Below are 21,618 nucleotides of genomic sequence, written 5' to 3'. Positions count from 1 at the left end.
TCGAGCCCCTGAAATTAAAGGTGCAATGACGCAAGACGGAGAATTTCGTTTTGCGTTGCGGTTTTCGTTTCTACAATCCCAGCAACCAGGCCATTACTCATGACAAGGATGCGGTCAGTAATACCCAGCAGCTCTGGCATTTCTGAAGAAATAATAATGATCCCTTTATCTTTCTTCGCCAGTTCGGCGATTAATTGATAAATTTCAAATTTCGCACCAACGTCGATACCGCGGGTCGGTTCATCCAGCATCAGGATTTCAGGCTGGGTTAGCAGCCAGCGTCCAATAATCACTTTTTGCTGGTTACCACCGGATAACGAACCAATTTGCGTGTGATGCCCCGGCGTTTTCACGCGCATTGAGTCGATAACCCATTGGGTGTCGCTCTTCATGCGGGAGTTATCCAGCAGGCCCACTTTGTTTTTATAACTCTTGATATTCGAAATTAATGAGTTAAATCCAATATCAAGGTAGGCGTAAATACCGGTTGAGCGGCGCTCTTCGGTAACCAGCGCAAAACCGTTATTAATCGCTTCGTTGGCACTATGGTTGTTGATTTTCTTACCGTGCAGCGTAATGGTACCGCCCGATTTTTCGCGCACGCCAAACAGCGTTTCCACGATATCGGTACGCTTAGCGCCCACCAGCCCGGCGATGCCGAGGATCTCCCCTTTGCGCAGCTGGAACGACACATCGCGAATCGACGGCTGACGCAGGGACGTCAGGTGCTGAACGTCGAGGATGACTTCACCCGGTTCGTTCTGCCTGTCCGGGAAGCGCTGGTTGAGCGAACGGCCCACCATCATGGCGATGATCTTGTCCATATCCAGCCCTTCCAGCGGCTGGGTGGCAATCCACTGCCCGTCGCGCAGAACGGTGATTTCATCACACAGCTGGAAGATTTCTTCCATCTTATGCGAGATATAGACGATGCCGCAGCCACGGTCCTTCAGCTTACGGATAATGGTAAACAGGTGGTTTACCTCTTTTTCCGTCAGCGATGACGTTGGCTCATCCATAATCACGATTTTCGCGTTATAGGAGAAGGCCTTAGCAATTTCAATCATCTGCATCTGCGAAACGGACAGCGTACCCACGCGCGCACGCGGGTCGATATCAATATCCAGCTCATCAAAGATGGCTTTGGTATCGCGATACATTTTATCCTGGTCGACAAACATGCCTTTGGTGGGGTAACGACCTAACCACATGTTGTCCATGACCGAGCGTTGTAATACCAGGTTAAGTTCCTGGTGGACCATCGAAATACCATTCTCCAATGCTTCTTTGGCAGAATGGAAGTCAATCTCTTTGCCCTGGAAGAGAATACTGCCGGAATCTTTTTGGTAGATCCCAAATAGACATTTTAATAACGTTGATTTGCCCGCACCGTTCTCGCCCATTAATGCATGGATCGAGTGCGGACGAACTTTCAGGTTAACATTATCGAGTGCTTTAACGCCCGGAAATGACTTGTTGATCTGGCTCATTTCCAACAAGAATTCACCAGACGGCTCTCTATTATTGTTGTCCATATATATACCTGGCTGCGATATTTCTGCGTCAGTATTTATAGGGCGCACAAATGCGCGCCCTATATATTTAAAGATTACTTACCGGTGAATTCGCTAAGGTTGTCTTTATCTACGCCAACGTAAGGAACGCGGACGATTTTGTTCTCGATCTTCCAGTTGGTACCATCAGCAGCACCTTTACCGGCAGCGAGGTTTTTCGCCAGATCGAAGGTCGCCTTCGCCTGGTTGTTCGCATCGTTCAGCACGGTACCGGCCATCGCACCGGATTTCACCAGCGCCAGCGCTTCTGGCAGGGCATCAACGCCAAATACTGGAATGGAAGATTTGTTGTGTGCTTTCAGCGCTTCTACCGCACCCATTGCCATCGCATCGTTGTTGGCGATAACGACTTCAATTTTGTTGGCGTTAGGGCCGGACAGCCATGCGTCCATCTTATCTTTAGCCTGAGCGGTATCCCACATTGCGGTATCTAACGCCAGCTGCTGGGTTTTCAGGCCCTTGTTGTTCAGCTCTTTGATAACGTAGGTGGTACGCGCTTCAGCATCCGGGTGACCCGGTTCGCCTTTCAGCAGAACGAACTGAATCTGGCCGTCTTTGTTCAGGTCCCAGTTCGGGTTTGCCGCCCAGTGTTTAGCAATCAGGTCGCCCTGGATAATACCGGATTCTTTAGAGTCAGTACCGACGTAGAACGCTTTGTCATAGCTATCCAGCGCTTTACGAGAAGGTTCTTTGTTAAAGAAGACGATCGGCACGTTCTGGCCGCGCGCTTTTTCAATAACCGTGCCCGCCGCAGCTGGGTCAACCAGGTTAATCGCCAGCGCTTTCACGCCTTTTGCCAGCAGCACGTCAATCTGGTCGTTCTGCTTGGACTGGTCGTTCTGGGAGTCGTTCATCAGCAGCTGAACGTCCGGCGCGGTTTTCGCATCTTTCTCGATAGCTTTACGCACAACGGACATAAAGTTGTCGTCGTATTTATAAATTGTCACACCAATACGCGTATCGGCAGCGTGAGCTGCTGCACCGAAAAACATGCTGGCCATCAGGGCAGACAGGGTTAACACCTTCTTATTCATGGTATCTCCGGTTTTATTATGCAGGGTAGTTCGGGTGAAAATAATCGGCGGGCAGCGTTAACGGAATGTTACTGCTCGACGAAATTCACTGATAAAAATTTGTTCTTCCGTGTTGAGTAACAATCCAGATGACGATCTAAACTGTTTTTGCAGCTGGAATACGTTATAAAAAGTGATTAATCACCGTTACATCATGTTTCAGCCTGATAAACGCTGCCATCATAGCCATGCCGATGTTAACAATCTGTGAATTTACTCACAGATTGAAAACGGTTACATCGAGCTAACAAATCAGTTCGTGATGGGATGCACAAATTGCCGTTGCGCCACCGAATGGCGGCGAACTAAGGTCGGCATAAAGCAGTGCGTTGCTTCGCCGTCGAGCTTTCCTGCCGCCCCTAACAGCGCCAGTTCCGTGGCCTGTTTTGCCATAGAAACAATCGGGTAGCGGATGGTCGTCAGCTGCGGGTCGGAATAGCGAGCGATGGGTATATCATCAAAGCCAATGACCGACACCTGCTGTGGCACCGCAATACCGTTATCTTTAAGCGCACTGAGCGCGCCAGCCGCCATATTGTCGTTATAGGCAAACACCGCCGTCAGCCCGGCATTACGTCCGAGCAGCTCAACCATCGCCGCTTCCCCGCCCTGCATATCCGGCGAGCCGGTGCCGACCCAGCTATCGGGTGCCACAATCCCCTGCTCCAGCAGCGCACGCGCCCACCCTTCCCGCCGCATATCATCATCTTCAATGCGGTGGCTGGAAGCGAGATAACCAATGCGTTGATGACCATGATTGAGCAGCATCCGCGTCCCCATCAGCGCACCGCTGACGTTATCAAGGCAGACGCAGCGGTGGGCATAGCCGGGGACGATGCGGTTGATGAGCACCATGCCGGGCATCTGCGCCATAAACTCGCTCAGTTCACGATCGCTTAAGGCTTTTGAATGGACGATTAACGCGCTACAGCGCTGACGAATCAGCACCTCAATGGCGTTACGCTCTTTTTCTGCTTCGTGGTAGCTATTGCCGATCAGGACATACTTATGATGCTGCTGGGCGACGGTATCCACCGCTTTGACCAGGGCGCCAAAAAAGGCGTCGGACACGTCCATCACCACGCAGCCAATGGTATCGCTGACCTGCGTAGCCAGCGCCTGCGCGTTAGCATTCGGGCGATAGCCCAGCGCTGACACCGCTTTCATCACCATGTCGCGCGTCTCATGGCTGACCAGCGCGCTGTTGTTCAGCACCCGCGAAACGGTGGCAACGGAGACGCCCGCCTGGCGGGCGACATCACGAATGGTGACCATACACACCGCCCGGTTGAAAATTGCTGCAGTTCACGATACACCCCCTATGTCCAGCGTGAGCGCTATTCTGGCAGCGAGCTTGCGGCAACTACGTGAGTGAGGTCACAGGGTTGGAAACGGTTACATCCATTTTGTTAATGGTTGTGATCTGGATCGTTATCTAAATGTGCCGCGAAATGACACGCCTGACGCTTTTGCCGTCAATTGTCGCCAGAGCCATTCAACCGGCCCCTGACGGAAATAGCGCAGCCACAGCAGCGAGAATGCGAGGTTGACCAGCCAGACGGGAACGACAAACGCCAGCAGCGTCAGGCGATCGAATTCCATAAACAGGCCGAAGTGATAAAACAGCGTGGTGCAGATAAGCGTTTGCAGAAGATAGTTGGTGAGCGCCATGCGCCCGACGCAGACCACCGCCGCCGCCAGCCGGCTGCGGCTGATTTGCGGCCAGTAAGCATAGGCCAGCGCTGCATAGCCCAGCGTCTGGATAGGCGCGCTGATTTCACGCGGTGCCTGTAGCAGGAACGCACACCAGCGATAGTCCCAGTCGAGATGCCACTGGGCGGCAATCGCCGGCAGGTTAATCAGCATGCCAAGCGAAATGCACACCGCCGCGCAGCGACGATAGTGGCGGTGGCTGAACTGTCCTTTCAGCCAGCCGCAGCGCATCAGCGCCGCGCCCATCAGCATCATGCCCGCCAGCTGCCAGCCGTACTGCGCGCCCAGCGCCAGCAGGTTCGCCGACAGCATATCGCTGCGGTTAGTGATGGCTTCCATTCCGCCGTTCAGCTTCCAGTAATGTTCGTAGAGCAGACTTGAAGCATCCGGCACCCATGAACGACTTTGTCCGTTATCGGCAATCAGCCCAAGTAACAGCAGTACGGCAACGCCAATGACGTACAGCATCGCGCCGGTGTTGAATAATGCTTTCACTTCACGCGCATCGCGCACCAGCCGCCAGCAGACCAGCCCCACCAGCGAATAGGCCAGCAGAATATCGCCGTCCCAGAACAGCAATCCGTGGATAAACCCAAGCAGCGCCAGCAGCGTCAGGCGGCTTTGGATCCAGCGAGAACCGCGCGGTAGCAATAGCTGAAGACCCGCGCCAAACAGCAGCGCAAACAGGGTGAGGAATTTCACCTGCGCAAACAGGTCAAGAATGGCCCACGTCCAGGCATCGCGAGAGGTAATCTCGCCGTACCAGGCGGGGTTTAGATAGGCGGCCTTCGGCAAGCCGAAGGCGCTGATGTTCAGCAGCAGGATACCCAGAATGGCTACGCCACGAATAAAATCCAGCGTGACGTTTCGCTCCATGTGCCCTGCTCCATTGGTCAATTAATTGTGGTGACGTACCGCGCGCAAGAACTCCTGGCGGGTATTCTGGCTGGACTTGAACAGGCCGCCCAGCGAGGTTGTGGTGGTGGCGCTGGTCGCATCACGAATGCCACGCGCTTTCACGCAGTAATGCACCGCATCAATAGAAACCGCCACATTGTTGGTACCGAGCAGGGTTTGCAGCGCGGTCAGAATCTGCTGCGTCAGACGCTCCTGCACCTGTGGGCGCTGGGCGAAGAACTGCACAATACGGTTGATTTTCGACAGACCAATCACCGAATCTTTCGGGATATAGGCCACGGTCGCTTTACCGTCGATAGTGACAAAATGGTGTTCGCAGGTGCTGGTTAAGGTGATATCGCGCACCGTCACCATTTCGTCGACCTTCATTTTATTTTCGATGACGGTAATTTTCGGGAAATTAGCGTAATCAAGCCCGGAGAAAATTTCGTCGACATACATTTTGGCAATGCGATGCGGCGTTTCCATCAGACTGTCATCACTCAGATCGAGATTCAGCAGCTGCATGATCTCAGTCATATGCCCGGTAATCAGGCGCTTACGGGTTTCATTATCCATTTCGCGCTCCGATGGGCGCAGCGGCGTTTCCAGACCACGGGCGACCAGCGCTTCATGAACCAGGACCGCTTCTTTACTCAGTGATGACATCGTTTATTCTCCTGCAGGTGTGGCGCTTTGCTTTTTCGGTGCAAAGTTTGCACTCATTGTGCGTGAGGCGACGCACAGAATCCAGTATTCGTCGCGATAATTATTGCAATCGTTATTCTCTTTCAACCCGCGGACGCCAGACCAGCGCCCCGCCAATCAGTAAGGCCACGGCGGCAATGCCCAGCGCGGGCTCCAGCCGTTGCGTGAGCCAGGTGGATATTGCCGAAGTCATTGGCCCCACTAATTGCCCAACAGCGTAACCGGTGGTCAGCAGCCCGGCCATATAGCGCGCGTGTTTTGGCGCGAGTTCTCGGCCATAAAGCAGCGACAGCTGAACCGCCGCCAGGAATCCGCCGCCGACCAGCAGTGCGCCGCTCACCAGCCCGCTCATCCCCGGCAGCAGCCAGGCCAGCAGTACGCCCAGCCCCTGAAGCCATAGTACGACGGCCAGACGCTGATGCGCGTGACCTACCCCACGCATGGCGATACTCAGGCCAATACCCGTAACGCTCGCCAGCCCGAAAATCGGCCAGATAAACTGCGCAAACAGGCTCTCAGGAAAGCGATGGCTCGCCATCTGCGATAAAAAGGTGGCGGGCAGAATATAGCCGAAGCCTGCCAGGCTATAGCTCCACACCAGGCGTTTCAGGTTAGTCGTTAAGGCCAGCGGCTCAGGCTTTTCGCCGCTGCGGTGCAGTTCACCCGGACGGGGCAGCCAGCGGCCAATCAACGCCACCAGCAGTAGCGCCAGCACGCCATAAAGCTGCCAGCCCGCCGCAGCGCTTAGCGACTGCGCATGAATAAATACGCCCAACAGCCCGCTTAGCGCAATACCTGCGCCCGGCCCGGCAAAAACCGCCGCGCTGAGGCCAGGCCTTGCGTAGTGCGCCAGCCGTTCGTTAACCCACGCCGCCGTCAGCACCATTGCCCAGCCGCTCATGCAGCCAATGACAAAACGCAGCGCGCCGTGCAGCCAGGCGTTATCCGCCAGCGCCGAAAGAAAGGTCAGCGCAACGGCGCCCACAATCCCCAAATAGAGACGCATTTCCACGCCGCGATGGGCGCGCATGGCATCCCACGCGCCAACCAGATATCCCAGATAGTTCAGCGCGGCGACCAGCCCGGCGCTGGTCAGCGTCAGCTCGCCTTCGCCGATCATCAGCGGCACCTGTGGGGTAAACGCGAAACGCCCTATCCCCATCGCCACTACCAGTACCAGAAACCCACTTAGCGCAATACGTACCGGCATGAACGCCCCGGATGTAAATGTAAAGTTATCTTTATGATGCAACATGTGGATGTTATGCGGAAGTGAAAGTTACTCACCGCCGATGAATTATCTGTATGATGGACTGATATATTTTGACCAAAACCGCGAGGAGCCCGCATGGAAATGCTCGAAGAGCACCGCTGTTATGGCGGCTGGCAGCAGCGCTGGCAGCACCATTCTGCCACGCTAAATTGCCTGATGACCTTTAGTCTGTTTTTGCCTCCGGAAGGAAAAAAAACGCCGCCACCGGTGCTGTACTGGCTGTCCGGCCTGACCTGTAACGATGAGAACTTCACCACCAAAGCCGGGGCGCAGCGGGTTGCCGCCGAACTGGGCATTGTGCTGGTGATGCCCGATACCAGCCCACGCGGCGAGGGTGTTGCCAATGATGCCGGTTACGATCTCGGCCAGGGCGCAGGCTTCTATCTGAACGCCACCGAGTCCCCGTGGGCCTCACATTATCGGATGTATGATTATCTGTGCGACGAACTGCCTGCTCTGATTCAGGCGCAGTTTAACGTGAGCGCACGCATCGCGATAAGCGGCCACTCCATGGGCGGCCACGGTGCGCTGATGCTGGCGCTCAAAAATCCGGGCAAATATTGCAGCGCGTCGGCCTTCGCGCCGATCGTCAACCCAAGCCGGGTGCCATGGGGGCAGAAAGCGTTTAGCGCCTATCTGGGCGATGACGTTGCTCGCTGGAAAGCATGGGACAGCACCGAGCTGCTGCTGGCAAGCCAGACAGAACATGCTATCCCGATGCTAATCGACCAGGGCGATAACGACCAGTTCCTCGCCGACCAGCTCCAGCCCGCGGTGTTCGCCGAGGCAGCGCGGCAGAAAGACTGGCCGCTCACCCTGCGCATTCAGCCGGGGTATGACCATAGCTATTACTTTATTGCCACGTTTATTGAAGATCACCTGCGCTTCCACGCCGAGTATCTGCTGAAATAATGGTGGCCCCGGCGTAAGCGCTTACGCGCCTCGTCCGGGCTACCTCTCCGGCAACGTGTACGGATACGCCTTGCGATACTGCAACGGCGTTTTCCCCATATTCTTGCGAAAACAGGTAATAAACCACGCGTATTCGGTAAAGCCGACCCTTTCGGCAATCTCCCTCACCGAATGCTGTGAGTGCAGCAACAGCTCGCAGGCCTGGCGAATGCGCCGCATCATCAAATACTCCTGAATCGTCCCGCCGGTTTCATCATGAAATCGCCGCGAAGTATGCCCGCGCGAGCAGCCCATCACGGCGGCAATCTCCTCTAACGAACAGCGTTCATGATAGTGATTCTCCAGCCAGCGGATAATCGTCGACGAGAAGGTGTTATGCCCCACCGCCTGCTCCTGCTGTGGCAGCAGGCTAATCAGCTGCATAATTAAAAACGCGCTGTCGCTGGTGCTCCAGCTCTCTTCGTGCGTTAAGGTTTCAAAGCGCTGTAACAGCGTTTCAATCACCGGCAGCTGGTCGCCAACGTCGAACACCCTCGCTTTTTCACCGCGCCCGCAGAGGTGGCGTAGCAGCATCTGCTGACGGGGAAAATCCCGCAGCCAGGGCTCAATCAACGACGGGTTAAAGTGCAGCGTGGTGCGGTGATAGAGGTTGCGCTCGCTCTGCTCGACGTAGACCTTGTGCAGCTTGCCCGGTGGGAAAATAAACAGCCGCCCCGGCTTCACCGTATATTGCTGATGCTCCATCAGCGCGATACCCACGCCCCGTGAAACGGAGAGGATCTCCGCGCACTGGTGCCAGTGGTAATAGTTGGCGGGAAGATTCTGCATCCGGTTGAAATAGATAGATTTATCGTTGAGATGAATCTGCTCGAGATAAGTGGTGTCTTCCGTTGGTTGTGAATGTGCCACTGCGCCAGCTCCGCATGTTAATAAACTTAAACTTTCATCATCGGAATAAAACTTTTGCGCCAAATTACGCCATAAAATTATTTTTAATTACCCTTCATGCTTAAAAGTAAGAGCGTAATCACATTTGCCAACCGCGCCAAATTCCTATTATTCGTCCGCCATCAACAAACTGAAACGGGATTTCATCATGCGGACGAAACAAGAATACGGTGCATTAGTCGAGGGTTGGATAGCGGCGGCGGTTCCCCGTTTATCGGCAGACTGCACGCGACTTCATGCGGGCGATACCGCCGCGCAATACCCGGACGACGTCGCCGGAATGGAAGGTTTTGTTCGCCTGATGTGGGGATTGTTTCCGCTGGTGAGCGGCGGCACCGTGCCGGCGTGGCACGACACATTCGTTACCGGAGTGCGTCACGGCAGCAACCCGCAGCACGCAGGCTACTGGGGCGATGTAGGCGACAACGACCAGCGCTGCGTGGAAATGGCGGCCTTTGGCCTGGGCCTCGCGCTGCCTAACGGTAAGCTGTGGTCGTCGCTCTCAGCCGAAGAGCAGGATAACCTCGCCCATTGGCTCAGCCAAAGCGCAGACGTTGCGGTGCCGGACAATAACTGGCACTTCTTCCCGGTGCTGATCCAACTGGGGCTGAAATGCGTCGGACGCCCCTACGACATGGCGGTCATCAATCGCCATCTCGACGCCATTGAGCCCTTCTGGCTCGGCAACGGCTGGTACAGCGACGGCGCGGGCAAACCGCGCGACTATTACATCTCCAGCGCCTTCCATTTTTATGGCCTGATCTACAGCCACTTTATGCAGGATGTCGACCCCGAGCGCTGCCTGCGCTATCGCCAGCGCGCCCAGCAGTTTGCCAACGATTACGCCTATTATTTTGCTGCTAACGGCGACGGTATTCCGTTTGGCCGCAGCCTGACCTACCGCTTTGTGCAGGTCGCGTTCTGGAGCGCGGTCGCCTTTACCGAACTGGAAGTCTTTACCCCTGGCGTGGTGAAGGGGCTGATTTTGCGCCACCTTGAAAGTTGGCTCGAAAAACCGTTTATCGGCGCCGATGGCCTGTTCACCATTGGCTACAGCTATCCAAACCTGATTATGGCCGAGGACTACAACAGCCCAGGCTCCCCTTACTGGGCACTGAAGGCGATGCTGATTCTGGCGCTGCCGGAAGAGAGCGCCTTCTGGCAGGCCGCCTGCGAACCGCTGCCGACGCTGGATGCCGTTCACCCTGTTCCCGAAGCCGGGCAAATCATCGTCCACAGCGATGAACAGCGCCACGCGTGGATGCTGATGTCCGGTCAGTTCGACAAAAACAACTTCGTCAACTTCGAGCAGAAGTACTGCAAATTCGCCTACTCCAGCCAGTTTGGTTTTACCCTGGAGCGCGGGCGTTTTGGCCTGAGTCATGCGGCGGTGGATTCCATGCTGCTGTTCAGCAACGGCGATGACTACTATCGCGGCCGCCGCGAGTGCGACAGCGCTGAGGTAACGGATGACTGGGTTCGCAGCGAATGGCGTCCGTGGGCTGACGTCACCGTCAGCACCTGGCTGGTTGCGCTGCCGGAAGGCCACGCGCGCGTGCACCGCGTACGCACGCCGCGAACGCTGGAGTGCGTTGAAGGCGGGTTTGCCGCTAATCGCCACCAGCAAACGCGCCAGACCGTTACCGACAACGGCGTCACCCTTGAAACCATACACCACTACAGCCGGATGGTGAGCCTGACCGACAGCCGTCACCCGTTCACCGTCACCACGCCGCCGAACAGCAATTTGCTGTATGCCGCACCGGCCACTATTCCCTGCCTGCGCGCACAGCTTAGCGCCGGAACCCACTGGCTCGCCTGTTATGTCAGCGCCGACCCGGGCGCGGTGCGTGAGCTGCCGGGGCCATTGCATTTTGATGTGACGACACAGCAGTTAACCGTGAACGACCTGACGCTCACCCTAAAATAACCCTGACCTCTGGATAACGGCGGAGACCGCAATGACCACGATGATTCAGTCGACACGTTCGGCGTATATAAAACTCAGTCTCTTTGTTTTTCTGTTTACCTTTACCTGGGCGGCAAGCTTCGGCCTGTATGCCATCTGGCTTGGCGATAAAGCGGGGCTCGATGCCGTGGATATCGGCACCGTCTTCGCCGTTAACGGCGTGTTCGCAGTGGTGATTAAGCCGGTGTACGGCTACATCATGGATAAAATCGGCATGAAGAAGCATCTGCTCTATTTTGTCTGCATCGTCTCGGCGCTGATGGCACCGTTCTATATCTGGATCTACCTGCCGCTGCTGCAAACGCATTTTATCACCGGCATGATTGTCGGCGCGCTGTTCTTTAGCCTCGGCTGGTACGCAGGCGTGGCGGCGGAAGAGTCCTATGTTGACCGCTTTAGTCGTCTGTATAACATGGAGTTTGGCCGCATCCGCATGTGGGCGGCGCTCGGCTGGGCAACCGCCTCCTCTTTCTCCGGCTTCCTCTATAACATTTCGCCAAAAATCAACTTCGCCATCAGCAGCGTGTCAGCGCTGTGCATGTTTGCCGTGCTGCTGACGCTCAAGGTGGACCACTTCGGCAAAGAAGAGAATAACGTTTTATCAAAAGAGAAAATCGTCATTACCGACGTGCTGAACCTGCTGAAAAACCGCAAGTTCTGGATGTTTGCGCTCTATATTGCAGGCGTAGCCTGGATGATGTTTATCGCCGAGCAGCAGTTCTCACGCTACTTCGTTACCTTCTTCACCACCAAAGAGGAAGGCAACGCGATGTTCGGTTATATGAGCACCGCGCAGTCCGCCGCCGAATTCTTCGGCATGATGCTGGTACCGGCGATTATCAACCGCATCGGTGCCAAGCAGGGGATGCTGCTCACCGGACTGGTTATCAGCCTGCGCCTCATTATCTCCGGTATGACTAACGACCCGCTGATTATCTGCCTCGTCAAGCCGCTCTACGGTATTGAGATTGCCCTGATTCTGGTGTCGGTCTTCAAATACATTGCCGAGCATTTCGACAAACGCGTTAACGCCACCATGTATCTGCTGGGCTACCAGGCGATGATCTACGTCGGTTCTATCGTCGTCGCGCCGCCGGCGGGTTATGCCTATCAAACCATCGGCTTCGAGCACACCTATCTCATCATGGGCATTATCGCCCTGGTGTTCACCGGCGTCTCCGCCCTCACCTTATCGACCTGCTACAGCCATAAAAAAAGCGCTGTAGAACAGGAAATCAAGCAGCAAGCGCTGAATTAAAACGGGAATATGCCAGCATGATGTCTGAACAGATCAGAAAAGAACCGCTCGCCTCACACACCCTGAAACCGGGCGAACGTGAAGAGATTGGCCGTAAAATTCGCGGGGCGATGCCCGCGCTGCTAAAGGCGATTGATGACAACGTCGACTATTTCGGCACTCGCTTCCCGGATGCGGCCTGTAAAAACGGGGTCTATCCGATTATTGATAACGTCGAATGGACCACCAGCTTCTGGACCGGGCAGCTGTGGCTGGCCTATGAGTGGACGGGGCTTGAGCGCTACCGCACGCTGGCGGAGCAGCATATCCACTCCTTCGGCCAGCGGATTATTAACCGCGACCACACCAACCATCACGATCTGGGCTTCCTTTATAGCCTCTCCTGCGTGGCGGGCGAACGTCTGACCGGCAACCGTGAAGCGGGCTACATCGCCCTGCTCGCCGCCGAGGCGCTGATGGAGCGTTACAACGAGAAGGCCGGGATCATTCAGGCGTGGGGCGAGCTGAATAACCCTGAGCAACAGGGCCGTATGATCATCGACTGCAACATGAACCTGCCGCTGCTGTATGAAGCCAGCGCCGCCAGCGGCGACCCGCGCTACGCCGAGGCGGCGAAGCAGCATATTGAGCGGGCGCGCCGCCATATCGTGCGTGAAGACGGTTCTACCTTCCATACCTGGTATATGGACGTGGAAACCGGCGAGCCGCGCTTTGGCAACACCCATCAGGGCTTCTCCGACGATTCGTGCTGGGCGCGCGGCCAGGCGTGGGGCGTGTACGGTTTCCTGCTGAACTACCTGCACACCGGGGATGAACGCCTGCTGGCGCTGAGCCAGACGCTGGCGAATTACTACCTGAACCGGCTACCGGAGGATCTCATCTGCTATTGGGATCTGGCGCTGACCGATCCTGCCAGCGAGCGCGACAGTTCGGCGGCGGCGATTGTGGCCTGCGCCCTGCTGGAGCTGGTTAAGCACCTGCCAGTCACCCATCCGGATCGCGAAAGCTATGAAACCCTGGCGCTGCAGATGATTGGCAACATGATCGACGGTTACATTAACCGCGAGCATACGCCGGGCCAGGGGCTGCTTAAGCATTCGGTCTATTACTTTAAAGGCGGGATTGGCGTGGACGAGTGCTGTAGCTGGGGGGATTACTTCCTGATGGAAGCGATGGTGCGCGCGACGCGGAACTGGCAGAGCTACTGGTAATAAAAGGCCCGATGGCGCTACGCTTATCGGGCCTACTTACAGTGCGATTCCCAGGGGCGCTTTGCTCGCCCAGAGTACCATCGTGAGTAGCCCGGCCAAGCGAAGCGCCGCCGGGGTTAGCACAGGTTTAGAAGCGGTAATCTACCGCCATAAAGTAGCGGCGACCGTCTTCGTTATAGCTGTAGTCATCACGATTCAGGTCTTTATCACCCACGTTGAGCACGCCTGCGCGCAGCTTAACGTCTTTGGTCGCCTGCCATGCCCCGCCGATATCCCAGGTGGTATAGCCGCCCGGCGTTTTCGAGGTTGCCGTGGTAGCACGCTGCTTACCGGTGTAGCTTCCCGCCAGATAGAACGTCCAGTCCTGAATCGGGCTCCAGTCCACGCGCCCGTTACCAGTGTGGAACGGCAGCTCCTGCAGCGGCTTGTCACCACCGTTGCTCAGGTCTCGACCGTCGTTATAGGTGTAGTTCAGCGTCACCTTCCAGTCGTCACCAAACGGCACCTTCAGCTCGGATTCCACGCCGCGGATACGTGCTTTATTGACGTTATAGTAGGCAAAGACCGGCACGCCGTTATCGAAGCCGACAAAGTTCGGATAGCCCGGCGCTGCATTTTTATCGCGCGTACGGCTGATGTTAATCATGTCGTCGATATCGTTCTGGAAGGTGGTGACGTTCGCCTGCACGCCCTCCAGCCAGCCCTCTTCCCCTTGATAGTAGAGGCCGATTTCATAGCTCTCACTGGTTTCCGGTTTCAGATCCGGGCTACCGACAATTCGGCAACCGCCGCGACAGGAGTTGGTGGCCCAGTCCGGGCTCAGCTGCAGCAGTGAAGGCGCTTTAAACGCCGTGGCCCAGCCCCCTTTCACCGTCACGGTATCGGTCGCGTTATAGACCAGATACGCACGCGGACTCCAGTGGTCACCATAGGTCTGGTGATCGTCCATACGGATGCCGGTGGTCAGCGCCAGCGGTTCGAAAATGCGCCATTCGTCTTCAAGGAACAGCGCGTACTGGCTGGCTGAAGTTTCGCTGCTGGTGCCGCGCGTCAGGTTAACCGGGTCGCTCAGCTTGTCGTGACGCCATTCGCCACCTAAGGTCACCAGTTGATTTATCGCACCCAGCGGCAGCACGTATTTACCGTCGATGGTGTTGCTTTCAGAGGTGATTTCACTGGTGTTACCCGGGTTCTTATTCACCACCTTCTCGCCGTAATACTTAAGCTCGCTGTTGCCCAGCTCCCAGCGGCCATTGTGGCTCAACGAGTAGTTCTGGCGCTCAACACGGTTACGGTCGAGCGAATCGGAGTCGCGGTCCTGGCGGTCGAAGCCATAGCCTGCGGTGATGTCGTTGCTCTCGTTCGGCGTCCAGGCAAACTCGACGTTGGCATCGCGGCTGGTGAAGCCTTCAATACGAGGGCTCTCACCGGTCGCGCTGGTGCTGGAGGGTTGTTGATCGTCCTTCTCGCGCTTTGCCAGACTGCCAAATGCTTTCATGCCAAGCACGCCATCCACCAGCGGACCGGCGGTATAGAACTGGCCGTTCCAGGTGTCGCCACGGTCGCGGTGTTCCTGAATGGTGGTATCCGCGGTGACGGTGCCGGTCCATTTGGCGCCAATCTTTTTGGTGATGATGTTGACCACGCCGCCCAGTGCATCGGAGCCGTACAGCGAAGACATCGGCCCGCGCACCACTTCAATACGTTCGATGGCGTCTACCGGGATCCAGTTGAGATCGAAATCATTGTGGCGGAAGACGACGTTACGCGAGTTGACGCGCTTGCCGTCAATAAGAATCAGGGTATAGCTGCTGTCCAGGCCGCGAATACTCACGCCCTGACGGTTATCCCCTTCGTTGGTGAGCTGAACGCCCGGCACTTCTTTCAGCACATCCTTCAGGTTCTGCACCGGCTTGCGCTGCAGATCTTCCTGGGTGATGACGCTGATACTCGCAGGCGCATCCTTCACGCTTTGTTCGGTGGCAGCCGCCGTCACGACCATCACGTCTTTATCATCTGCAGCGCTGACCGGCAGCGCCAGGGACATTACGGACGCACAAAGCCCGCCCCGAACCAAGGGGTTTAACCTGAACATTTCCTATCTCCATGAGGTGAATACTGAATTAAAACAAAGAGGTCTTACTCACAAATGCTGCTGCAATGCCGTTGACCGACGGCCTGTTGTTTTATGCAGATGTGGCTGGTCCCTCCAGGTTTTATCCATCAGGAGTGGAAATGGCTTCATCTATTTATATGAGGCGTGATAATAAACGTAATGATAATGATTATCAATTAAGTTTATTTAAAGTTATGTCAAGAAGTAACTATTTGCGTCGATTTTATAGACGGCAAGCATAAAAAAACCTCTCCGGAGAGAGGTTTTCACATTATACCGAACGGCTAATTATTTCTTAAAGCGTTCCGGGAAGTGCATTTCGCTATAGCTCACGAAGTGCGTTCCGCGGGTCAGCTTATAACCGAACCAGATAACCAGGAACAGCGGAATACCAATATAGGTTGCTGCTACGCCGCCCCAGTCGATGGTATCGGCCAGGAAGGCTTCGTAATTCTGGCCCAGGGTAATAATCAGGCACAGTACGAAGGCGAAGATTGGCCCCAGCGGGAAGAACCCGGAACGGTACGGCAGATTATTCAGGTCATGACCCTGCATCACATAGCCACGACGGAAACGATAATGGCTAATCGCAATCCCCAGCCAGGCGATAAAGCCGGTCATCCCGGAGGTGTTCAGCAGCCACAGGTAGACGGTCTGGTTGCCAAACATTGACGTCAGGAAGCACAGGCCAGCAATCACGGTTGTCGCATACAGCGCGTTACGCGGCACGCCGCCACGGGAGAGCTTCGCGAAGATGCGTGGCGCTTTGCCGTCGCAGGCCAGGGTGTAGAGCATACGGGTAGAAGCGTACATCCCGGAGTTACCTGCCGACAGCACCGCCGTCAGGATAACCGCGTTCATAATCGCCGCCGCAGAGAGCAGACCCGCATGTTCAAAGACCAGCGTGAACGGGCTGACGGAGATATCTTTCACGTCGTTACGCAGCAGGCTTGGATCGGTGTAAGGGATGATCAGGCTGATAATCAGGATCGCGAACACATAGAACAGCAGGATACGCCAGAACACCTGACGGACCGCGCGCGGAATGTTCTTCTCTGGATCTTCAGATTCACCTGCAGCAATACCGATAAGTTCGGTGCCCTGGAAGGAGAAGCCGACGATCATCGCCACGCCAATCATCGCTGATAACCCACCGGCAAACGGCGCATCACCGGTTGTCCAGTTGCTCCAGCCCACCGGCTGTGCACCTTTGAAGATGCCGAGGATCATCATGATGCCGACAATAATAAAGATGATAACGGTCGCGACTTTGATCAGCGAGAACCAGTACTCCGCTTCGCCAAAGCCTTTAACCGAGATGTAGTTCAGCAGGAAGATAACGCACAGGAACAGCGCACTCCAGATCCAGCCTGGGGTATCCGGGAACCACCAGCTCATCACCAGCTGTGCGGCGACCAGGTCGACGGCAATCGTCACCGCCCAGTTGTACCAGTAGTTCCAGCCCAGCGCGAAGCCGAAGCCCTCTTCCACATAGTTCTGGCCATAGGTGGCAAAAGAACCGGATACCGGCATATAGGCTGCCAGCTCGCCAAGACTGGTCATCAGGAAGTACACCATCAGGCCAATCAGAATATAGGAAAACAGAGCGCCGCCCGGACCCGCCTGAGAAATGGTTGCGCCGGACGCAACAAACAGACCTGTACCAATGGAACCGCCAATGGCGATCATCGTCAGGTGACGCGCCTTGAGTTCGCGACGTAACGCGGGCGCTTGTGTGGTTTTTGTTTCGGAACCCATGTGAAAATGCTATCCATCCAAAAAATGAGGCGCGATTGTAACAGACGATTCCGGCATATCACGGTAGAAATGCGCAGTTATAAGAGAGCTTCATGATCGCTCTCTTATTATAAGTAAAGCATCCGATGGCGATTTTAGATATCGCAGTAGTGCAGAAAACGCTTGAGGGCGTTGGAGAGGTGCTTTTGCCGATGATGGATGCGCCACAGCGTACGGCTAAGCGTCGGCAGCGGAATGGAGACCTCCACCAGCGTCCCGGCTTCTAGCTGTTCAGCGATCACCCGCCGCGACAGGCAACTGATGCCAAGATCATGACGTACCGCGTGTTTAATGGCTTCCGAGTTACCCAACTCCATACCCATCTGGAACTGCGGCAGATGCGAGAGCAGCAGATAATCGACGATTTCCCGCGTGCCCGACCCCTTCTCACGCAGGATCCACGGCGCCATTGCCAGCTTCTCGAGCGTCACCTCCCCCAGCAGCCAGGCGCTGTTCGGCGCGGAGAACACCACCAGCTCATCATCGAGCCACGGCTCGGCAATAATGTCCGCCGAGTGGCATGGGCCTTCGATAAGGCCAATATCGACGCGGAAGTCCGCCACCGCGTTAATCACATCCTGGCTGTTGCCCACGCTTAGCTCCAGCGGCAGCGTAGGAAAGTCTTTGCGGTAGCGGGCGATAATGCCCGGCAAAATATAGTTGCCGATGGTGCTACTGGCATAGACGCGAATCGCGCCGTTATCTTCGCGAAACAGCTGTTCTATTTCTCCAGCCTGTTCCAGCAGCGCCAGCGCGCGCGGGTAGAGCAGGCGACCGTGCTCGTTAACCACCAGCCGTTTACCGACGCGGTCAAAAAGCTGAACGCCGAGTTGGCCTTCCAGATCGGTGAGCGCCGCGCTGACCGCCGACTGCGACAGCGCCAGCATCTGCGATGCCTGGGTGGTTGAGCCACTTTTCAGTACCTCTGCAAAAACTTCTAACTGCCGCAGCGTGATATGCATAGCGCTTCAGCCCGCACGGGCCGCCCTTACCAGTTATTACGATTAATTATAAATATATAATCAATTTTATCTTTAAACCAGCGAGGCGTACTCTTTTAGCCAGACAAAGGAGAAGGCTATGACACAGGTCACCTTAGAAACGCATCATCATCGCGGTATCAAACATTTTATCCCAGGTCTTGCGCTGACCGCCGTGATTACCGGCGCCGCGGTCTGGATCGGCAATATCCCGGCCGTTGCAGGCGTCGGCATGAGCGCATTGACGCTGGCCATCCTGTTTGGGATGGTGATTGGTAACACGATTTACCCGAAACTCTGGCAGTCCTGCGACGGCGGCGTACTGTTCGCTAAGCAGCATTTACTGCGTCTGGGGATCATTCTTTATGGCTTCCGCCTGACCTTTTCCCAGATTGCAGACGTGGGCGTGAGCGGGATTGTTATTGATGCCCTGACGCTTTGCAGCACCTTTACGATGGCCTGCTGGCTCGGGCAAAAAGTCTTTGGCCTGGATAAACACACCAGCTGGCTGATTGGCGCGGGTAGCAGCATCTGCGGCGCGGCAGCGGTACTGGCGACCGAACCCGTAGTAAAAGCTGAGGCAAGCAAAGTGACCGTTGCGGTAGCGACCGTGGTTATCTTCGGTACGTTGGCAATCTTCATCTACCCTGCCATGTACCCGCTGCTGGCACACTGGTTTAGCCCTGAGGCTTACGGGATCTATATCGGTTCCACCATGCACGAAGTGGCGCAGGTTGTGGCGGCAGGCCATGCGGTGACGCCAGAAACCGAAAACGCAGCGGTCATTGCGAAAATGCTGCGCGTGATGATGCTGGCGCCGTTCCTGCTGTTTATGGCCGCTCGCGTTAAACAACTGGCTCCGGCTGGTGCGACCGAGAAAAGCAAAATCACGATCCCATGGTTTGCCATCATGTTTATCGTGGTCACTATCTTTAACTCGTTCCACCTGCTGCCAAACAGCGTGGTGCAAATGCTGATTACGCTGGACACCATTATGCTGGCCATGGCCATGGCGGCATTGGGTGTGACCACGCACGTTAGCGCACTGAAAAAAGCTGGTGCAAAACCGCTGATGATGGCGCTGGTGCTGTTCATCTGGCTGATTGTTGGCGGCGGTGCGATTAACTACGCTATCCATAGCGTGATGGCATAATCGACAACGACTAACCCCCCCGAACCCGCTATACTCTCCCCTTTTGAGTATGGCGGGTTTAACGATATGAAATACATTGGAGCGCACGTCAGCGCCGCGGGCGGCCTGGCAAATGCCGCAATTCGGGCTGCGGAAATCGAAGCGACCGCATTCGCCCTGTTCACCAAAAATCAGCGCCAGTGGCGCGCCGCGCCGTTAACCACCGAGGTTATCGACGACTTCAAAGCCGCCTGTGAAAAATATCACTACACCCCGGCACAAATTCTTCCTCACGACAGCTACCTGATTAACCTCGGCCACCCGGTTGAGGAGGCGCTGGAGAAATCCCGCGAAGCCTTTATCGACGAACTGGCACGCTGCCAGCAGTTGGGGCTAACGTTGCTGAACTTCCACCCGGGCAGCCACCTGCTGCAAATTGACGAAGACAAGTGCCTGGCGCGGATTGCCGAATCCATCAATATCGCGCTGGCGCAGACCGAAGGCGTCACGGCGGTGATTGAGAACACGGCCGGTCAAGGCAGCAACCTCGGCTTTAAGTTCGAGCATCTGGCGGCCATTATTGACGGCGTAGAAGATAAGTCCCGCGTCGGCGTCTGCATCGATACCTGCCACGCGTTCGCCGCGGGCTACGACCTGCGAACCACCGAAGCCTGCGCGGAAACCTTTGCTGAATTCGAACGCATTGTCGGCTTCCAGTATCTGCGCGGCATGCACCTCAACGACGCCAAAAGCGAGTTCGGCAGCCGCGTTGACCGCCACCAGAGTCTGGGCCTCGGCAATATCGGGCACGATGCGTTCCGCTTCATCATGCAGGACAACCGCTTTGACGGTATCCCGCTGGTGCTGGAAACCACCAACCCGGATATCTGGGGTGAAGAGATTGCCTGGCTGAAGGCGCAACAGCAGGAAACGGTGGAAGCCTAATCATGAACGACAGGGAAAAGCAGATACTCAAGATCCTGCGCCGCAATCCGCTGATTCAGCAAAACGAGATTGCCGATATTTTGCAGATCAGCCGCTCTCGCGTGGCGGCGCATATTATGGATCTGATGCGCAAAGGAATGATCAAAGGTAAGGGCTATATCCTCACCGAGCAGGAGTACTGCGTGGTGGTGGGTGCCATCAATATGGATATTCGCGGCATTGCAGATATTCACTATCCACAGGCCGCTTCTAACCCAGGTAACATCCGCTGTTCAGCCGGCGGCGTGGGGCGCAACATAGCCCACAACCTGGCGTTATTGGGCCGCGATGTGCATCTTATCTCGGCGGTCGGCAGTGATTTTTACGGCGAAACGCTGCTGGAACAGACCCGCCAGGCCGGGGTGAATATCTCCAGCTGTATTCGCCTGCACGGGCATAGCACCGCCACCTATCTCTCCATTGCCAATCAGCAAGAAGAGACGGTGCTGGCCATTAACGACACCCATATCCTTGAGCAGCTCACGCCACAGCTATTGAACGGTTCGCGAGAGTTGATTCGCCACGCGGGCGTAGTGCTGGCTGACTGTAACCTGACGCCGGAAGCCATTGAGTGGGTCTTTACCATTGCCGATGATATTCCGGTGTTCGTGGATACCGTATCCGAGTTTAAAGCGGCCAAAATCAAGACCTGGTTCTCACGTATTCATACCCTAAAACCGACGCAGAAAGAGCTGGAGATTCTGTGGGGCCAGCCTATTGTTTCCGCTGCCGACCGCGTTCAGGCCGTCAATGCGCTGCATCAGCAGGGTGTTCAGCATATTTTTGTCTGTCTGGAAGATGAGTCGGTTTTCTGCAGCGAGAAAGATGGCGAGCAGTTCGTTCTGACGCCACCTGCGCACACCGTTGTCGATAGCTTCGGTGCCGATGACGGCTTTATGGCGGGGCTGATTTACGGTTTTCTGGAAGGGAGCGAGTTTCGCGACCGCGCGAATTTCGCCATGGCCTGCGCTGCGCTATCGCGCGCCAGCGTCAGCATCAATAACCCGACCCTCTCCGCTGATAACGCAATTTACTTACTGCAAAATGCCCAGGCATAACGCCTGGGCTTTACG

The 21,618-nt window shown here is 55.8% G+C and carries 17 protein-coding genes; 7 read left to right on the top strand and 10 right to left on the bottom strand.

Features of this window, described 5'->3' with window-relative positions; all coding sequences use genetic code 11:
- Positions 1-14: 14 nt before the first annotated feature.
- The 6 genes from mglA to V6940_RS01075 form a co-directional block, all read right to left on the bottom strand.
- Positions 15-1,535: a galactose/methyl galactoside ABC transporter ATP-binding protein MglA gene (gene mglA / locus V6940_RS01100; protein ID WP_185666911.1), complete on the bottom strand. Its 1,521-nt coding sequence runs from the start codon at positions 1,533-1,535 to the stop codon at positions 15-17.
- Between the two features lie 74 nt (positions 1,536-1,609).
- Positions 1,610-2,608 (bottom strand): galactose/glucose ABC transporter substrate-binding protein MglB, encoded by a 999-nt coding sequence (mglB, locus tag V6940_RS01095; RefSeq protein ID WP_333494513.1) that lies wholly within the window; start codon positions 2,606-2,608, stop codon positions 1,610-1,612.
- Between the two features lie 291 nt (positions 2,609-2,899).
- Positions 2,900-3,922 (bottom strand): HTH-type transcriptional regulator GalS, encoded by a 1,023-nt coding sequence (gene galS, locus V6940_RS01090; protein WP_333494512.1) that lies wholly within the window; start codon positions 3,920-3,922, stop codon positions 2,900-2,902.
- 156 nt (positions 3,923-4,078) lie between these two features.
- Complete coding sequence (gene yeiB / locus V6940_RS01085; protein WP_333494511.1) at positions 4,079-5,236, bottom strand: DUF418 domain-containing protein YeiB; 1,158 nt, start codon at positions 5,234-5,236, stop codon at positions 4,079-4,081.
- A 21-nt stretch (positions 5,237-5,257) separates the two neighbouring features.
- Positions 5,258-5,926 (bottom strand): GTP cyclohydrolase I FolE, encoded by a 669-nt coding sequence (folE, locus tag V6940_RS01080; protein ID WP_035893451.1) that lies wholly within the window; start codon positions 5,924-5,926, stop codon positions 5,258-5,260.
- A 112-nt stretch (positions 5,927-6,038) separates the two neighbouring features.
- Positions 6,039-7,175 carry a YbfB/YjiJ family MFS transporter gene (locus tag V6940_RS01075; protein WP_333494510.1) on the bottom strand — a complete coding sequence of 379 codons (1,137 nt, stop codon included), beginning with the start codon at positions 7,173-7,175 and terminating at the stop codon, positions 6,039-6,041.
- Positions 7,176-7,313: 138 nt separating this feature from the next.
- On the opposite strand from V6940_RS01075, the gene fghA reads away from it, so the two are divergent.
- Entirely contained in the window at positions 7,314-8,150 is an 837-nt protein-coding gene (fghA, locus tag V6940_RS01070) for an S-formylglutathione hydrolase (RefSeq protein WP_333494509.1), read from the top strand.
- Positions 8,151-8,189: 39 nt separating this feature from the next.
- Here fghA and V6940_RS01065 read toward each other — a convergent pair whose 3' ends face one another.
- Positions 8,190-9,059, bottom strand: a complete 870-nt coding sequence (locus tag V6940_RS01065; protein ID WP_333494508.1) for an AraC family transcriptional regulator — start codon at positions 9,057-9,059, stop codon at positions 8,190-8,192.
- Between the two features lie 187 nt (positions 9,060-9,246).
- Between V6940_RS01065 and V6940_RS01060 the strand changes: the two genes are divergently transcribed.
- Genes V6940_RS01060 through V6940_RS01050 form a run of 3 tightly spaced genes read left to right on the top strand, consistent with a single transcriptional unit; the run spans position 9,247 to position 13,536 of the window.
- Positions 9,247-11,028 (top strand): DUF2264 domain-containing protein, encoded by a 1,782-nt coding sequence (locus tag V6940_RS01060; protein WP_333494507.1) that lies wholly within the window; start codon positions 9,247-9,249, stop codon positions 11,026-11,028.
- Between the two features lie 31 nt (positions 11,029-11,059).
- On the top strand, positions 11,060-12,325 hold the full coding sequence (locus V6940_RS01055; protein ID WP_185666904.1) for an oligosaccharide MFS transporter: 1,266 nt from the start codon (positions 11,060-11,062) through the stop codon (positions 12,323-12,325).
- A gap of 20 nt (positions 12,326-12,345) precedes the next feature.
- Positions 12,346-13,536 carry a glycoside hydrolase family 88 protein gene (locus tag V6940_RS01050; protein ID WP_333494980.1) on the top strand — a complete coding sequence of 397 codons (1,191 nt, stop codon included), beginning with the start codon at positions 12,346-12,348 and terminating at the stop codon, positions 13,534-13,536.
- Between the two features lie 127 nt (positions 13,537-13,663).
- Here the strand turns inward: V6940_RS01050 and cirA are convergent, their stop codons facing one another.
- The 3 genes from cirA to yieE all read right to left on the bottom strand — a co-directional run bounded on the left by cirA (position 13,664) and on the right by yieE (position 18,411).
- Positions 13,664-15,631, bottom strand: a complete 1,968-nt coding sequence (cirA, locus tag V6940_RS01045; protein WP_333494506.1) for a catecholate siderophore receptor CirA — start codon at positions 15,629-15,631, stop codon at positions 13,664-13,666.
- Between the two features lie 309 nt (positions 15,632-15,940).
- Positions 15,941-17,410: an amino acid permease gene (locus tag V6940_RS01040; RefSeq protein WP_185666902.1), complete on the bottom strand. Its 1,470-nt coding sequence runs from the start codon at positions 17,408-17,410 to the stop codon at positions 15,941-15,943.
- Positions 17,411-17,544: 134 nt separating this feature from the next.
- On the bottom strand, positions 17,545-18,411 hold the full coding sequence (gene yieE, locus V6940_RS01035) for a DNA-binding transcriptional regulator YeiE (protein ID WP_333494505.1): 867 nt from the start codon (positions 18,409-18,411) through the stop codon (positions 17,545-17,547).
- 118 nt (positions 18,412-18,529) lie between these two features.
- On the opposite strand from yieE, the gene V6940_RS01030 reads away from it, so the two are divergent.
- The 3 genes from V6940_RS01030 to V6940_RS01020 all read left to right on the top strand — a co-directional run bounded on the left by V6940_RS01030 (position 18,530) and on the right by V6940_RS01020 (position 21,603).
- Positions 18,530-19,582 carry a YeiH family protein gene (locus tag V6940_RS01030; RefSeq protein ID WP_333494504.1) on the top strand — a complete coding sequence of 351 codons (1,053 nt, stop codon included), beginning with the start codon at positions 18,530-18,532 and terminating at the stop codon, positions 19,580-19,582.
- Between the two features lie 66 nt (positions 19,583-19,648).
- Positions 19,649-20,506, top strand: a complete 858-nt coding sequence (nfo, locus tag V6940_RS01025; protein ID WP_220440429.1) for a deoxyribonuclease IV — start codon at positions 19,649-19,651, stop codon at positions 20,504-20,506.
- A 2-nt stretch (positions 20,507-20,508) separates the two neighbouring features.
- Positions 20,509-21,603: a sugar kinase gene (locus V6940_RS01020; RefSeq protein ID WP_333494503.1), complete on the top strand. Its 1,095-nt coding sequence runs from the start codon at positions 20,509-20,511 to the stop codon at positions 21,601-21,603.
- Positions 21,604-21,618: the final 15 nt, after the last annotated feature.

The organism is Kluyvera sp. CHPC 1.251 (assembly GCF_036759945.1).
GTDB lineage: Bacteria > Pseudomonadota > Gammaproteobacteria > Enterobacterales > Enterobacteriaceae > Kluyvera > Kluyvera sichuanensis.
The sequence above is the reverse complement of the archived record's forward strand: the minus strand, read 5'-3'. Positions and strand labels throughout refer to the sequence as shown.

Bases quoted from the DNA above. Each gene is read 5' to 3' on its own strand.
- mglA (WP_185666911.1), bottom strand. From the start codon at position 1,535: ATGGACAACAATAATAGAGAGCCGTCTGGTGAATTCTTGTTGGAAATG.
- mglB (WP_333494513.1), bottom strand. From the start codon at position 2,608: ATGAATAAGAAGGTGTTAACCCTGTCTGCCCTGATGGCCAGCATGTTT.
- galS (WP_333494512.1), bottom strand. From the start codon at position 3,922: ATGGTCACCATTCGTGATGTCGCCCGCCAGGCGGGCGTCTCCGTTGCC.
- yeiB (WP_333494511.1), bottom strand. From the start codon at position 5,236: ATGGAGCGAAACGTCACGCTGGATTTTATTCGTGGCGTAGCCATTCTG.
- folE (WP_035893451.1), bottom strand. From the start codon at position 5,926: ATGTCATCACTGAGTAAAGAAGCGGTCCTGGTTCATGAAGCGCTGGTC.
- V6940_RS01075 (WP_333494510.1), bottom strand. From the start codon at position 7,175: ATGCCGGTACGTATTGCGCTAAGTGGGTTTCTGGTACTGGTAGTGGCG.
- fghA (WP_333494509.1), top strand. From the start codon at position 7,314: ATGGAAATGCTCGAAGAGCACCGCTGTTATGGCGGCTGGCAGCAGCGC.
- V6940_RS01060 (WP_333494507.1), top strand. From the start codon at position 9,247: ATGCGGACGAAACAAGAATACGGTGCATTAGTCGAGGGTTGGATAGCG.
- V6940_RS01055 (WP_185666904.1), top strand. From the start codon at position 11,060: ATGACCACGATGATTCAGTCGACACGTTCGGCGTATATAAAACTCAGT.
- V6940_RS01050 (WP_333494980.1), top strand. From the start codon at position 12,346: ATGTCTGAACAGATCAGAAAAGAACCGCTCGCCTCACACACCCTGAAA.
- cirA (WP_333494506.1), bottom strand. From the start codon at position 15,631: ATGTTCAGGTTAAACCCCTTGGTTCGGGGCGGGCTTTGTGCGTCCGTA.
- V6940_RS01040 (WP_185666902.1), bottom strand. From the start codon at position 17,410: ATGGGTTCCGAAACAAAAACCACACAAGCGCCCGCGTTACGTCGCGAA.
- yieE (WP_333494505.1), bottom strand. From the start codon at position 18,411: ATGCATATCACGCTGCGGCAGTTAGAAGTTTTTGCAGAGGTACTGAAA.
- V6940_RS01030 (WP_333494504.1), top strand. From the start codon at position 18,530: ATGACACAGGTCACCTTAGAAACGCATCATCATCGCGGTATCAAACAT.
- nfo (WP_220440429.1), top strand. From the start codon at position 19,649: ATGAAATACATTGGAGCGCACGTCAGCGCCGCGGGCGGCCTGGCAAAT.
- V6940_RS01020 (WP_333494503.1), top strand. From the start codon at position 20,509: ATGAACGACAGGGAAAAGCAGATACTCAAGATCCTGCGCCGCAATCCG.